The 13,438-nt window shown below is 73.6% G+C and carries 14 protein-coding genes and 1 pseudogene; 11 read left to right on the top strand and 4 right to left on the bottom strand.

Annotation, left to right across the window (positions count from 1 at the left end; translation table 11 throughout):
• The 6 genes from GUY61_RS24385 to GUY61_RS24410 all read left to right on the top strand — a co-directional run.
• Positions 1-1,331 (top strand): segregation and condensation protein A (locus tag GUY61_RS24385; protein ID WP_398956709.1); only part of this gene is annotated, 1,331 nt, incomplete at its 5' end.
• Entirely contained in the window at positions 1,328-1,987 is a 660-nt protein-coding gene (gene scpB / locus GUY61_RS24390; RefSeq protein ID WP_166632390.1) for an SMC-Scp complex subunit ScpB, read from the top strand. The genes GUY61_RS24385 and scpB, both read left to right, overlap by 4 nt.
• Complete coding sequence (locus GUY61_RS24395) at positions 1,987-3,102, top strand: pseudouridine synthase (RefSeq protein ID WP_166632391.1); 1,116 nt, start codon at positions 1,987-1,989, stop codon at positions 3,100-3,102. The genes scpB and GUY61_RS24395 overlap by 1 nt, the downstream gene beginning before the upstream one ends.
• A 191-nt stretch (positions 3,103-3,293) precedes the next feature.
• Positions 3,294-4,028: an NUDIX domain-containing protein gene (locus GUY61_RS24400; protein ID WP_166632392.1), complete on the top strand. Its 735-nt coding sequence runs from the start codon at positions 3,294-3,296 to the stop codon at positions 4,026-4,028.
• Positions 4,025-5,104 carry an ADP-ribosylglycohydrolase family protein gene (locus GUY61_RS24405; protein WP_166632393.1) on the top strand — a complete coding sequence of 360 codons (1,080 nt, stop codon included), beginning with the start codon at positions 4,025-4,027 and terminating at the stop codon, positions 5,102-5,104. Before GUY61_RS24400 ends, GUY61_RS24405 begins: the two co-directional genes overlap by 4 nt.
• Positions 5,105-5,116: 12 nt before the next feature.
• On the top strand, positions 5,117-5,947 hold the full coding sequence (locus GUY61_RS24410) for a DNA polymerase beta superfamily protein (RefSeq protein WP_166632401.1): 831 nt from the start codon (positions 5,117-5,119) through the stop codon (positions 5,945-5,947).
• Between the two features lie 36 nt (positions 5,948-5,983).
• On the opposite strand, the gene GUY61_RS24415 is transcribed toward GUY61_RS24410, so the two are convergent.
• The 3 genes and pseudogenes from GUY61_RS24415 to GUY61_RS24425 all read right to left on the bottom strand — a co-directional run.
• On the bottom strand, positions 5,984-6,697 hold the full coding sequence (locus tag GUY61_RS24415) for a DNA polymerase beta superfamily protein (RefSeq protein ID WP_166632394.1): 714 nt from the start codon (positions 6,695-6,697) through the stop codon (positions 5,984-5,986).
• Positions 6,698-6,716: 19 nt separating this feature from the next.
• Positions 6,717-7,058 carry a Rieske (2Fe-2S) protein gene (locus GUY61_RS24420; RefSeq protein ID WP_166632395.1) on the bottom strand — a complete coding sequence of 114 codons (342 nt, stop codon included), beginning with the start codon at positions 7,056-7,058 and terminating at the stop codon, positions 6,717-6,719.
• Positions 7,055-7,549: pseudogene (locus GUY61_RS24425) on the bottom strand (DUF6529 family protein); the annotation flags it as partial. The gene GUY61_RS24420 and the pseudogene GUY61_RS24425, both read right to left, overlap by 4 nt.
• 259 nt (positions 7,550-7,808) lie before the next feature.
• Here GUY61_RS24425 and aroH point away from each other — a divergent pair.
• The 5 genes from aroH (at position 7,809) to der (ending at position 12,300) form a co-directional block, all read left to right on the top strand.
• Positions 7,809-8,171, top strand: a complete 363-nt coding sequence (gene aroH / locus GUY61_RS24430) for a chorismate mutase (RefSeq protein ID WP_166632396.1) — start codon at positions 7,809-7,811, stop codon at positions 8,169-8,171.
• A complete protein-coding gene (locus tag GUY61_RS24435) occupies positions 8,168-9,253 on the top strand; it encodes a prephenate dehydrogenase (RefSeq protein ID WP_166632397.1) in 1,086 nt (361 codons plus the stop codon). Before aroH ends, GUY61_RS24435 begins: the two co-directional genes overlap by 4 nt.
• Positions 9,254-9,386: 133 nt before the next feature.
• Positions 9,387-10,115 (top strand): (d)CMP kinase, encoded by a 729-nt coding sequence (gene cmk, locus GUY61_RS24440; RefSeq protein ID WP_166632398.1) that lies wholly within the window; start codon positions 9,387-9,389, stop codon positions 10,113-10,115.
• Positions 10,049-10,780, top strand: a complete 732-nt coding sequence (locus tag GUY61_RS24445; protein ID WP_398956715.1) for a lysophospholipid acyltransferase family protein — start codon at positions 10,049-10,051, stop codon at positions 10,778-10,780. Before cmk ends, GUY61_RS24445 begins: the two co-directional genes overlap by 67 nt.
• Positions 10,781-10,851: 71 nt before the next feature.
• On the top strand, positions 10,852-12,300 hold the full coding sequence (gene der, locus GUY61_RS24450) for a ribosome biogenesis GTPase Der (RefSeq protein WP_166632402.1): 1,449 nt from the start codon (positions 10,852-10,854) through the stop codon (positions 12,298-12,300).
• A gap of 84 nt (positions 12,301-12,384) precedes the next feature.
• On the opposite strand, the gene GUY61_RS24455 is transcribed toward der, so the two are convergent.
• Positions 12,385-12,633 carry a hypothetical protein gene (locus GUY61_RS24455; protein ID WP_208106405.1) on the bottom strand — a complete coding sequence of 83 codons (249 nt, stop codon included), beginning with the start codon at positions 12,631-12,633 and terminating at the stop codon, positions 12,385-12,387.
• Positions 12,634-13,438 lie beyond the last annotated feature (805 nt).

Below are 13,438 nucleotides of genomic sequence, written 5' to 3' on the forward strand. Positions count from 1 at the left end.
CTGCCGGGCCGGGTGCTGCCGCGGCTGCGCAGGACGGCGCGGCGGGTTCGCGCAGCACGGCGGGTGCGGGCGGGTCGCTCCGGCTGGGGCAGCGGCCGGATGCGGGTGCCGCGTCGGTGACCGGGCCGCACGGGGACGAGCGTCCGGCGGGTTCCTCGGGGGCCTCGACGGCGTCCGGCCTGCGGTCGGGAGACCGGGCCGGGGCGCACGGCTCCGCGGCCGCGCAGCGCGCCGGCGGGCCAGCCGAGCCGAACGGCCCCGCGGCCGCGCAGGACGGCGCGGCGGGTTCGCGCAGCACGGCGGGTGCGGGCGCGGTCGCCCAGGGCGGGTCGGTGGCCCCCGAGCGCGTTGCGCAGCCGGACCCGGGCGGCTCCTCGGGGCTTGCGCGGGGCCGTACGGCTGCCGGCGGGGCCGGGCGAGGCGGCGCCGGTGACGACGGGGCACGCCCTGCCCCGTCGGAGGCCGCTTCCGGCCGGGACGTGCGGGATGCGGGCGAGGGCGTGCCGGCGGAGGGCGCCGAGGGGGACGGCCGGTTCACGGTGCGGCTGGCGAACTTCGAGGGGCCGTTCGACCTGCTGCTGCAGTTGATCGCCAAGCACAAGCTGGACGTCACCGAGGTGGCGCTGTCGAAGGTGACCGACGAGTTCATGGCGCACATCCGGGCCATGGGCCCGGACTGGGACCTCGACCAGACGACGGAGTTCCTCGTCGTGGCGGCGACGCTGCTCGACCTGAAGGCGGCGCGGCTGCTGCCGACCGCCGAGGTGGAGGACGAGGCCGACCTGGCGCTGCTGGAGGCGCGCGACCTGCTGTTCGCGCGGCTGCTCCAGTACCGCGCGTACAAGCAGATCGCGGACATCTTCACCAGGCGGCTGGACGCCGAGAGCCGCCGGTACCCGCGCACCGTGGGCCTGGAGCCGCAGCACGCCGAACTGCTGCCCGAGGTCGTCATCAGCATCGGCGCCGAGGGCTTCGCGAAACTGGCCGTGAAGGCGATGCAGCCCAAGCCCAGGCCCCAGGTGTACGTCGACCACATCCACGCCCCGCTCGTCAGCGTGCGCGAGCAGGCGGAGATCGTGGTGGCGCGGCTGCGGGAGGCGGGCGAGGCGAGCTTCCAGCAGCTCGTCGAGGACGCGCGGGACACGCTGACCGTCGTGGCGCGGTTCCTTGCGCTGCTGGAGCTGTACCGCGAGAAGGCGGTCTCGCTGGACCAGGACGAGGCCCTGGGCACGCTCACGGTGCGCTGGTCCGGCGGCGCGGACGCGGCCGCGGAGCAACTCGTCACGGACGAGTTCGATCAGGTGGTGCAACCGGTGGAGGAGAAGGCATGAGCGGCGGCGGCGCGGAGAGTCCCGCGGGGGCGAGCACGATCGCCGGTCTCGAGCTGAAGCCCGCTCTGGAGGCGGTGCTGATGGTCGTCGACGAGCCGGCGACCGAGGAGCACCTGGCGAAGATCCTCCAACGGCCGCGACGGGAGGTCGGCAAGGCGCTGCGCGAGCTGTCCGACGACTACACCTCGCAGGGCCGGGGCTTCGACCTGCGGCTGGTCGCGGGCGGCTGGCGGTTCTACACCCGCCCCGAGTACGCCGAGGCCGTCGAGGGCTTCGTACTGGACGGGCAGCAGGCCCGTCTCACACAGGCGGCGCTGGAGACCCTGGCCGTGGTCGCGTACCGCCAGCCGGTCAGCCGTTCGCGGGTCTCGGCGGTCCGCGGAGTCAACTGCGACGGCGTGATGCGCACGCTGCTGCAGCGCGGGCTGGTCGAGGAGGCGGGCGCGGAACCCGAAACAGGTGCGATCCTGTACAGGACGACGAACTACTTCCTGGAGCGGATGGGCCTGCGCGGTCTGGACGAACTCCCCGAACTGGCGCCCTTCCTCCCCGAGGCCGAGGCGATCGAGGCGGAGACCCAGGAGGGGGTGCCGTCGTTCGATCCGGACGCTCCGGACCATGACGACAGCGACGACGACTCTCAGACGGACACTTGATGCGAAGCAGTGGCAGTAGCGGCAGGAACAGCGGGAACCGGAACGACCGCGGCGCGGGCAACCAGCGCGACGACCGGCAGAAGCGCGCGGGCCGTCCCCGTCCGGAGGAGCGCCGCTACGACGTCGGTGGGAGCGGCTCCGGGGAGCGGCAGGACAAGCCGGGCAAGAGCGGGAGCGGGAGCCGGGGCGCCGCCGCCCGCGGCGGGGCCAAGGGAGGCCCCCGGCCGGCCTCGGGCAGGTCGGCGGGCGCTCCCGGGCGCGGCGGCGCGGGCCGCACGGGCGGCCGGGGCCCCGCCAGGCCCCGTGAGTACGAGGCTCAGATCGAGGAGCGCAACCGCGAGCGGCACAACAAGCCGCAGATCAAGCTCCCCAAGACCTTCCCGGGTGCCGAGCAGGAGGGTGAGCGGCTGCAGAAGGTGCTGGCCCGGGCCGGCATGGGATCGCGGCGGGCGTGCGAGGAGCTGATCGACCAGGCCCGTGTGGAGGTGAACGGCAGGATCGTCACCGAGCAGGGGCTGCGGGTGGACCCGGAGAAGGACGAGATCAAGGTCGACGGCCTGACGGTCGCCACCCAGTCGTACCTCTTCTTCGCGCTCAACAAGCCCGCGGGTGTCGTCTCCACGATGGAGGACCCGGACGGGCGCCAGTGCCTCGGTGACTACGTCACCAACCGTGAGACCCGTCTGTTCCACGTCGGCCGTCTCGACACGGAGACCGAGGGCATCATCCTGCTCACCAACCACGGCGAGCTGTCCCACCGCCTGACGCACCCCAAGTACGGGGTGAAGAAGACGTACCTCGCGGCCATCCAGGGACCGCTGCCGCGCGATCTGGGCAAACGGCTGAAGGACGGCATCCAGCTGGAGGACGGATACGCGCGCGCCGACCACTTCCGGGTGGTCGAGAACACCGGCAAGAACTACCTGGTCGAGGTCACGCTGCACGAGGGCCGAAAGCACATCGTGCGCCGGATGCTGGCCGAGGCCGGCTTCCCGGTCGACCGGCTCGTACGGACCTCCTTCGGGCCGATCGCTCTCGGCGACCAGAAGTCCGGGTGGCTGCGGCGGCTCACCAACACCGAGGTGGGCATGCTGATGAAGGAAGTCGGCCTCTGAGCGCAGGGGTGTAACACAAATCGGCCCGCGGCCGGTTCCGTCATGAGGACGGTTCCGGCCGCGGGTCTTTTTTCGCGCTTGTGCACCCCCTCCCGAGCCTTTATAGTCAATATGACTATTGAAGGCCCGGTGCGGCGGCCTGGACCTACGGGGGTGGGCCAGACCGCCGCACCGTCCGGGGGAGGAGGCACATGCCTGGGAGCGCTCCCCCCGGCTATGACCCGCACGCCTTCGAGCCCTTCGCCGTGACCGTCGACCTGGCCGTCTTCACCATCAGGGACCGCCGGCTGCATGTGCTGCTCGTCGAACGCGGCCAGGAGCCGTACGCCGGACAGTGGGCACTGCCGGGCGGTTTCCTCCGGCCCCGGGAATCGGCGGAGGAGGCGGCACGCCGCGAACTCGCCGAGGAGACCGGCCTGGGCGACGACGACGTGAGCGCGCTCCACCTGGAACAACTGCGCACCTACAGCGACCCGGACCGCGACCCCAGGATGCGGGTGGTCTCCGTCGCCTTCACCGCGCTGGTGCCCGGCCTGCCCGAGCCGCACGGCGGCAGCGACGCCGCGCAGGCACGCTGGCTGCCCCTCGCGGCGCCGGTGCCGCTCGCCTTCGACCACGACCGGATCCTCGCCGACGCCCGCCGCCGGGTCGGTGCCAAGCTGGAGTACAGCTGCCTCGCCACCTCCTTCTGCCCGGCCGAGTTCACCCTCGGCGAGCTCCAGCGGGTGTACGAGACCGTCTGGGACACCGTCCTGGACCGCCCCAACTTCCGGCGGAAGGTGCTCGCCACGCCCGGCTTCGTCGTGCCCGTCGAAGGCCCGCCGCGCCGCACCGGGGGCCGCGGCAAGCCCGCCGCCCTCTACCGCGCGGGCCCGGCCACCTCCCTGCACCCGCCTCTCCTGCGACCCGAAGGACGTACGCCGTGAACGCACCAGCGACCCATGCGACCCCTGCCCGCGGCGCGGGCGAAGCGAAGCGGGCCGCCACCGGAGCACTGACCGGACTCGCGCTCGGCGACGCGCTCGGGTTCCCCACCGAGTTCAACGACGTACCGTCGATCCTCGCCAAGTGCGGGCCCTGGCGGGGGATGGAGCTGCCGGAGCCCGCCTTCGTCACCGACGACACCCAGATGACCCTCGCCCTGGGGCGGGGTATACGCACAGCCATGGAAAGCGGGCCCCTCACCCCGGAGCGGCTGGCGCGTCCGGTCCGTGACGAGTACGTCGAGTGGTGGCGCTCCCCGGACAACAACCGGGCCCCCGGCCGTACCTGCATGGTCGCCTGCGAGCGGCTGAGCCGGGAGGGCCGTCCCTGGGCGGAGGCCAGCCAGACCGGCTCCAAGGGCTGCGGGGCCAACATGCGGGTCGCGCCGGTCGGGCTCGTGCCCGGGCTCACCGACGAACAACGCGCGGGCGCCGCTCAGTTGCAGTCGGCACTCACCCACGGACACCCCACCGCCCTGGCCGCGAGCGACCTCACCGCGCACGCCGTGCGCCTGCTGGCCGAGGGCACCGAACCCACCGGGCTCGTCGGGCTGCTCCGCTCGTACGCCCTCGACAACCGCGACCGCTACCACGAGCAGTGGCTCGGCGACCTCTGGCGGCGCGCCCAGGACCCTTCCCCTGCCCGCGGCGGGGAGCCCCCTACCGCCCTCGGCTTCATCAGGCGCGGCTGGGACGACTGCCTGGCCGCCCTGGACCGGCTGGCCGCCGCCCTGCGCGACCCCTCCCCGGAGACCGATCCCTGCCTCGCCACCGGTGAGGGCTGGATCGCCGAGGAGGCACTCGCCACCGGCCTCCTCTGCTTCCTCCTCTTCCCCGAGGAGCCCGTCACCGCCCTGCGCCGCGCCGCCTGCACCTCCGGCGACTCGGACTCCATCGCCTGCCTGGCCGGCGCCTTCGCGGGCGCCCACCTCGGCGCGTCGGCCTGGCCGCGGGACTGGGCCGAGCGCATCGAGTACCGCGGGGAACTGCTGGCGCTGGGCGCCCTCTGGGACGTGTGAGCGATGACGGACATGCCCGAGACCGCGCCCGGGACCGCGCCCGCGCCGGCCCCTGCGCCCGTGCCCGCCCACGTACTCGCGGAGGCCGGGCTGCCCGGCGTCGACCTCGCACCGGTCATCGCCGCGGAACGCGACCCGCTGCTGTTCGCGACCGTCTCCGGCGCTCACTTGTACGGCTTCCCGTCCCGCGACTCCGACGTGGACCTGCGCGGCGTCCACCTGCTGCCCGTGGCCCAGTTGATCGGGCTGCACGAGCCCGAGGAGACCCGGACCCGGATGTGGGAACGGGACGGCGTCGAGATGGACCTGGTCACGCACGACCTGCGCAAGTTCGTGACACTGATGCTGCGCCGCAACGGCTATGTGCTGGAGCAACTGCTGTCCCCGCTCGTGGTGCACTCCACCGGGGCGCACCGCGAACTGGCCGCGCTCGCGCCCGGCGTGCTCACCCGGCACCACGCACACCACTACCGCGGATTCGCCACCACGCAGTGGCGGCTCTTCGAGAAGTGCGGCGAACTCAAGCCGCTCCTCTACACGTTCCGCGTGCTGCTGACCGGCATCCACCTCATGCGGTCCGGCGAGCTCCAGGCACACCTGCCGACGCTCGCGGGACACCTGCGGGAGGCACCGGCGTATCTGCCGGAGCTGGTCGCGGCCAAGGCGGAGACGGAGCACGGCCCGGCGGAACTCGGCGCCGAGCGCGTGCGCCGGGACGTCGAGGCCCTGCACGCGGCCCTCGACGAGGCGCAGGCGGCCTCCCCGCTGCCGGAGGCCGCCGCCGGGCGCGAGGCCCTGCACGACTTCGTCGTACGCGTCCGCCTGCGAGGGACCGGCACCTGACGTGCCGCACGGTCGCGAGCCCACGGCCGCGAGCGCTCAGCCGCGAAGGGCGGACGAACGGCGCACGCGGGCGAGGAAGTCCTCGACGCGGGCGCGGTCCGGCTGCTCGGGAAGGACACCGAGACCCGCCGCCGCGTCCGCCTCGGCTGCGAGACGGTTCATCCAGGACTCCACGCCGGACCACGGGACCTCGCCCCGTTTCACCGCGAGCAGCCGGTCGCGCTCGGGACCCACGTCGAGGACGAGGATGCCGGTGCGCAGCAGGTTGCGGCAGGTGGTCAGCAGGCGCAGCAGGTGCATCGCGTGCTTCCAGCGCGGTGCGCCGTGCCGGCGTACGTCCGCCTCCAGCTTCCTGCGCTGGCCGAGGGCGTAGCGGGCGAAGGTCTCGTGGACCTGGCGGGACAGGAACGCCTCACGCAGGGACAGCAGTTCGCGGCCGGTCCCGTCGGCGTGCCCGACGAGTGGGGAGTGCAGGCACTCCAGCACATTGGGATTGGCGCGCAGGGCCAGCGAGAGGAAGCGTTCCAGCTCCCAGGAGAACTGCTCGGGAGCGGGGCCGTCCACATGCGTGGGCGGCTTGTCGAAGCGCCAGAACATCGGTGTCGGTGCCACGAAGACACCCCGTACATCGGTGTCGCTGTCCTCGGTGGCGAGGCCGAAGGCGCGCGAGCCCATCACACACGAGTAGACGGTGTGGTGGCGCACGAGGTCCAGGGGGTCGGAGAGGACGGGGAGGTCGCAGGGGCGCATGGCGGCCGATTGTGCCGGGTCAGAGCAGGCGGATCGAATCACTTTCGACCTCGATCCGGCGGGCCGCCAGGGGCCCGGGTGCCGGGCCGCCGGCGACGGAGCCGTCCTCCGCCCTGAACCTGCTGTTGTGGCAGGGGCAGTTGATGGTTCCGCCGCCCACGGGGATGTCGGAGGTCCTCGCCAGCGCCTCGCCGCGCGGCCCGCCCCCGTCCCCGGACCCGGCACCTCCGGACTCCGCCGGCCCGGGCGGGGCCCCGGCACCGTCCCCGCCGCCGTACTTCGCGCAGCCCGCCGGCGCCGCGGCGCCGGCGCCCGCCGCCAGTACGGTACGCCGGGACGTCGTCCGGCGGGAGGTGCTCATGCCGTCACCCCGAAGGTCCGGAAGAACCACAGGGCGGACGTCCACCAGATCACCGTGAGCGCCGCGAACACCAGCCCGCCCACGACGGGAAGCAGCCCGCCGGGGATGCGGTCCGTACGGAGCAGCAGCATCTTGGCGCTGAACGCCCCGAAGGAGAAGCAGCCGAGCAGCGAGTGCCACAGCACTCTCGGTTCGTGGCTCTGGTAGCCGAGCGCGTACAGGCAGTGCACGGCGACGGGTACCGACAGCAGGAAAGCGATCCGGCCCGACCAGCGGTGCAGCGCGGGGGTCCGGGAAGGGGCCCGTACGCCGGGCAGCCGCCCGTACATCGCCGCCGCGGACAGCAGCTGCACCACGGCGAGGGCGAAGGCGGAGGTGGCCAGCCAGGACTTGACGGCACCGCTGCTGGAGAAGCCGGCCAGATTGAAGGCCGTGCCCTCGGGGTCGTGCAACCTGCCGTACACGCCGAGGCCGACCGCGACGGCGGCGGCCGCCGGGCGCGAACCGGCCGTGCGCCCCCCGCCCGCCCCGCCGCGGTCGCCGCCGGTACCCGGAACCTCCTGGCAGCGGCGCCGGCCGGCATCCCCGCCGGCCGTCTCGCGGGGCGGTCGTCCCCGCCCCGGCGGCCCGAAGCTGACTACGCTGATCGGAGCAGGCACCGGCAGACGACCCGGCAGGGCCGGGTAAGGCGGGTTCCGGGGCCGGGACGGTCCCGGCCCGCCCGGGCGACGGAACAACGAGGAGCACGACGTGGCGGTACGAGCGGTCCGCGGGGCGGTCCAGCTGGAGCGGGACGAGGCCGGGCACATGGACGAGCGGGTCAGCGGACTGCTCACCGCCGTGCTCGACCGCAACGGGCTGACCGCCGACGACCTGATCAGCGTGTGGTTCACGGCCACCCCCGACCTGCACAGCGACTTCCCGGCCGCCGCCGCCCGCAAGCTCGGCATCGTCGACGTACCGCTCATCTGCGCCCAGGAACTCGACATCGAGGGCGCCATGCCGCGCGTCGTACGGATCATGGCGCACGTGGAGACGGAACTCACCAAGCCGCAGATCACCCACGTGTACCTCGGCGCCGCAGCCGCACTCCGCAAGGACATCGCCCAGTGAGAACCGCACTCGTCATCGGGACCGGGCTGATCGGCACCTCGGCCGCCCTCGCCCTCGCCGGACGCGGGGTCACCGTCCACCTCAGCGACCACGACCCTGAGCAGGCCCGCACGGCCGCCGCCCTCGGCGCCGGCACGGACGACAGGCCCGAGGGCCCCGTCGACCTCGTCGTCGTCGCCGTACCGCCGGCCCGTGTGGCTGAGACCGTCGCCGAGGCCCTGCGCGCCGGGCTCGGCCGCGCCTGCATCGACGTCGCCAGCGTCAAGGGCGGCCCGCGGCGCGAGTTGGAGGCGATGGGTGTCGACCTGAGCCGCTACCTCGGCACCCATCCGATGTCCGGCCGGGAGCGCTCGGGCCCGCTCGCCGCCACCGCCGACCTCTTCGAGGGCCGCCCCTGGGTCCTCACCCCCGCCGGGAACACCGACACCGAGGTACTCAACCTCGCCCTGGAACTGGTCGCGCTCTGCCGCGCCGTACCGGTCGTCATGGACGCCGACGCGCACGACCGCGCCGTCGCCCTCGTCTCGCACACCCCGCACCTGATCTCCAGCATGGTCGCGGCCCGCCTGGAGGACGCCGACGACACCTCGGTACGGCTCTGCGGCCAGGGCATCCGCGACGTCACGCGCATCGCGGCCTCCGACCCCCGGATGTGGATCGACATCCTCTCCGCCAACCCCGGCCCCGTCGCCGACGTCCTCGCCGCCGTCGCCGGCGACCTGGAGGAGACCGTCGAGGCGCTGCGCGCCCTGCAGTCCGCCGACGAGGAGAAACGCCGCGAGGGCGCCGGCGGCATCGAGCGGATGCTGCGCCGCGGCAACAGCGGGCAATCACGGGTACCGGGCAAGCACGGTGCCGCCCCGACGCAGTACGAGATCGTGGCGGTGCTCATCAGCGACCAGCCCGGCGAACTGGCGCGGATCTTCGCCGACGCGGGCCGCGCCGGGGTCAACATCGAGGACGTCAGGATCGAGCACGCCACCGGTCAGCAGGCCGGTCTGTGCCAGATCATGGTCGAGCCGCGCGTCGCTCCCACCCTCATCGCGGCACTGCGTGAGAGGGGCTGGTCGATCCGGCAGTGAAGGCCGCCCGGTCCGGCAGTGAGGACGGCCTCCCGGAGCCAGTAACCTTGTGCGGGGCGGATCGGCGCCCCGCCGGGCGCGGCAGCGCGTCCCGCCCGCTCCCACCCCGTGCTCGAGGAAGGTGTCTGTCACCGTGGAAACTGCCGACCGGACCGCCCCGGCGACTGTGATCGTCGCGATCGACGGCCCCTCCGGCACGGGGAAGTCCAGCACGTCCAAGGCGGTGGCCGCCAAGCTCGGCCTGAACTACCTGGACACCGGCGCCCAGTACCGGGCGATCACCTGGTGGATGATCAACAACGAGGTCGACATAACGGACCCCGCAGCGATCGCCGCCGTCGCCGACAAGCCCGAGATCGTCTCCGGGACCGACCCGTCGTCCCCGACGATCACCGTCGACGGCACGGACGTCTCCGGCCCGATCCGCACCAAGGAGGTCACCTCCAGGGTCAGCGCGGTCAGCGCGGTGCCCGAGGTGCGGGCCCGCATCACGGCACTGCAGCGCGCCATCGCGGCCGCCGCCGTGCAGGGCATCGTGGTCGAGGGCCGCGACATCGGGACGACCGTCCTGCCGGACGCCGACCTGAAGATCTTCCTCACCGCTTCCGCGGAGGCGCGCGCCGCCCGCCGCAGCGGAGAGCTGAAGGGCAAGGAGGCGACGGACCTCGCCGCCACCAGGGAGGCGCTGATCAAGCGGGACGCCGCCGACTCCGGCCGCAAGACCTCGCCGCTGGCCAAGGCCGGCGACGCGGTCGAGGTGGACACCACGGAACTGACTCTGGACCAGGTCATCGAGTGCGTCGTGACGCTCGTCGAGGAACGGCGCGGCGCGGCCGAGGGCCGGGAGAAGGCGGCGAAGTGACCCCTGCTCCCCAGGCCGTCCCGGCCGTGCCGACCCAGCGGGGCGCCGCGGTCGGCCACCGCATCGGCATCGGCCTGATGTACGGGCTGTGGAGGCCGCGCGTGCTGGGCGCCTGGCGGGTGCCCGCGACGGGCCCGGTGATCCTCGCGGGCAACCACGCGCACGCCCTCGACGGCCCGATGATCATCGGTACGGCACCCCGCCCCTCGCACTTCCTGGTCAAGAAGGAGGCGTGGGTCGGCCCGCTCGACCCGTTCATGCGCGCCACGGGCCAGTTGAAGGTCGACCGCTCGGGCACCGACCGCACCGCCGTCACCCAGGCGATGTCCGTGCTCGAGCACGGTGGCGTCCTCGGTATCTTCCCCGAAGGCACCCGGGGCGAGGGCGAGTTCGCCTCGCTGCGCACCGGGCTCGCGTACTTCGCACTGCGCTCCGGGGCCCCGATCGTCCCGGTGGCGGTGCTGGGCAGCACCGACCGCCAGGGACGGCTGATCAAGGCGCTGCCGCCGCTGCGCAGCCGCATCGACGTCGTCTTCGGCGACCCGTTCGAGGCCGGGGACGGCTCGGGGCGGCGCACCCGCAAGGCGCTGGACGAGGCCACGGTGCGCATCCAGGAACGGCTGACCGACCACCTGAAAACGGCCAGGCACCTGACCGGTCGCTAGGCCAGACTTGAGTAGTGGACCGCGGGACGCGCGGTCCACCGACCACGATGAACGACAGAGGTACGGACTTCATGAACGACCAGCAGGACCACGGAGCGCTCGGTGACACCGAGTATGCGGAGTTCATGGAGCTCGCCGCCGAAGAGGGCTTCGACGCCGAGGAGGTCGAGGGCGCGATCGAGGAGGCCGGGCACGGCCCGCTTCCCGTCCTCGCCGTCGTCGGCCGCCCCAATGTCGGCAAGTCGACTCTGGTGAACCGCTTCATCGGCCGCCGCGAGGCGGTCGTCGAGGACAGGCCGGGCGTCACCCGCGACCGCGTGACCTACGAGGCCGAGTGGGCGGGCCGCCGCTTCAAGGTCGTCGACACCGGCGGCTGGGAGCAGGACGTCCTCGGCATCGACGCCTCCGTCGCCGCCCAGGCCGAGTTCGCCATCGAGGCCGCCGACGCGGTCGTCTTCGTCGTGGACGCCACCGTCGGCCCCACCGACACCGACGAGGCCGTCGTCAAGCTGCTGCGCCGGGCCGGGAAGCCCGTCGTGCTCGCCGCCAACAAGGTCGACGGCCCCAGCGGCGAGGCCGACGCCGCGATGCTGTGGTCCCTCGGCCTCGGCGAGCCCTTCCCCGTCTCGGCCCTGCACGGCCGCGGTACGGGCGACCTGCTGGACGAGGTCCTCAAGGCACTGCCCGAGGCACCCGCCCAGACCTTCGGCACCGCTGTCGGCGGGCCGCGTCGTATCGCTCTGATCGGCCGTCCCAACGTCGGCAAGTCCTCCCTGCTGAACAGGGTCGCGGGTGAGGAGCGGGTCGTCGTCGACGAACTGGCCGGCACCACCCGCGACCCGGTCGACGAGCTCATCGAACTCGGCGGCGTGACCTGGAAGTTCGTCGACACCGCCGGCATCCGCAAGCGGGTCCACCTCCAGGAGGGCGCGGACTACTACGCCTCGTTGCGCACCGCGGCCGCCGTCGAGAAGGCCGAGGTCGCCGTCGTACTGATCGACGCGAGCGACTCCATCAGCGTCCAGGACCAGCGCATCCTCACCATGGCCGTGGACGCGGGCCGCGCGATCGTCCTCGCCTTCAACAAGTGGGACACCCTCGACGAGGAGCGCCGCTACTACCTGGAGCGGGAGATCGAGACGGAGCTCGGCCAGGTCTCCTGGGCGCCCCGCGTCAATGTGTCGGCCCGCACCGGCCGGCATATGGAGAAGCTGGTCCCGGCCATCGAGACCGCGCTGGCCGGCTGGGAGACCCGTATCCCCACGGGCCGTCTCAACGCCTTCCTCGGCGAACTGGTCGCCGCCCACCCGCACCCGATCCGCGGCGGCAAGCAGCCCCGCATCCTCTTCGGCACCCAGGCGGGCACCAGGCCGCCCCGGTTCGTGCTCTTCGCCTCCGGCTTCCTGGAGGCCGGCTACCGCCGCTTCATCGAGCGCCGGCTGCGGGAGGAGTTCGGCTTCGAGGGGACTCCGATCCACATGTCGGTGCGGGTGCGCGAGAAGCGCGGCCGCAAGAAGTAGCGCATCCGGCCCGCGCGGGGCCCGCACCGGGCCGCGCGGGGTCGGCGTGGCCCGGCCGGTCCGTGGCACGGCCGCCGGGCGGGGCTACTGACCCCGGCGAGGGGCGGGCGGGAGCGCGGGCCGCTCCCGCCGTGCGACGACCTGCCAGCCGGAGGAGTGCCGCGACCCGCCGCCGAAGGGCGCGAACGCCGTGAAGCCGAGATCCTCCTCGCCGCTGCGGTCGCCCGGCAGAGCCCGGAACTGCCTGCGGTACTCCGCGTACAGCGCGTCGTAGATCGGCGTGGCGGAGGAACCACTGCCACTGCTCACCGCCAGGTCCTGCGGGGTGCGCATGGCGGGAATCGGACTCTGGTACGGCCGACGGGCGGCGGGGTCGTATGTGTGCACATCAGGGCCAACGACACCGCCGCCCGAATGATGCGGGTTGCGCGGGTCTGATCAGGTGCGTTCCGGTTCACGCCGGAGCCGTGGCCCGCTCATGGAGCGGCCGGAACCACTGTGGCTGGTGGAGCAGGCGGCGCGGAGCGGCGACGCCACGCCGATCCGGGCGGTGCCGGGCCTGTACGCGGCGGCGCGGCACCTGAGCGTCTCGGCCGGGCGGCCGGGCGGCCGGGCGGACGACGAGACGGTGGCAGGCCGTGCCTGGTGCTGGGGCGGCCCGGCACCCTGCGCCCGCCGGGCGCCTCGGCGCGGCGGGTTCGGCGGCCGCCGTTCGGGCGGCACGGGGGCATGGCGGTCGTTGCCCGCCGAGTGGCGGCACAAGGCCTGGCGGTCGGGTGTCTGGTGCTCGGGTGTCTGGTGCTCGGGAACTCGAGATTTCCCGCACACCTGGATCCGCGTTCCGGGCCTCAGGCGAGGGCGCGGACAGACGTGTCGGTCCGGGCGGTCGCGGGCGGGCCCTCAGGAGGCCCGGGCTGCGCCCGCGGGGGCCGGCGCCGGGGCCCCGGCCGCTCGGTGGGCCGTGGCGGCGCGGGTGGCCCGGTGCGGCTGACGGGCGGCCGGTTCCGTGTCGGGCATGCGGGCGCGTGCGGGCATGAAGGCCTCGGTCGATGCGACCCGGGCCCCCGACCGGACCGTTCTGAGATCCACCCGCGAGGACCAGGCGCTGCTCTACCGCCTCTCCGGAGACCGCAACCCC

The organism is Streptomyces sp. GC420, from assembly GCF_009916105.1.
In the GTDB taxonomy this organism is placed as follows: Bacteria; Actinomycetota; Actinomycetes; order Streptomycetales; family Streptomycetaceae; genus Streptomyces.

Coding starts and splice junctions, on each gene's coding strand:
- scpB (WP_166632390.1), top strand. CDS start 1,328: ATGAGCGGCGGCGGCGCGGAGAGTCCCGCGGGGGCGAGCACGATCGCC.
- GUY61_RS24395 (WP_166632391.1), top strand. CDS start 1,987: ATGCGAAGCAGTGGCAGTAGCGGCAGGAACAGCGGGAACCGGAACGAC.
- GUY61_RS24400 (WP_166632392.1), top strand. CDS start 3,294: ATGCCTGGGAGCGCTCCCCCCGGCTATGACCCGCACGCCTTCGAGCCC.
- GUY61_RS24410 (WP_166632401.1), top strand. CDS start 5,117: ATGCCCGAGACCGCGCCCGGGACCGCGCCCGCGCCGGCCCCTGCGCCC.
- GUY61_RS24415 (WP_166632394.1), bottom strand. CDS start 6,697: ATGCGCCCCTGCGACCTCCCCGTCCTCTCCGACCCCCTGGACCTCGTG.
- GUY61_RS24420 (WP_166632395.1), bottom strand. CDS start 7,058: ATGAGCACCTCCCGCCGGACGACGTCCCGGCGTACCGTACTGGCGGCG.
- der (WP_166632402.1), top strand. CDS start 10,852: ATGAACGACCAGCAGGACCACGGAGCGCTCGGTGACACCGAGTATGCG.
- GUY61_RS24455 (WP_208106405.1), bottom strand. CDS start 12,633: ATGCGCACCCCGCAGGACCTGGCGGTGAGCAGTGGCAGTGGTTCCTCC.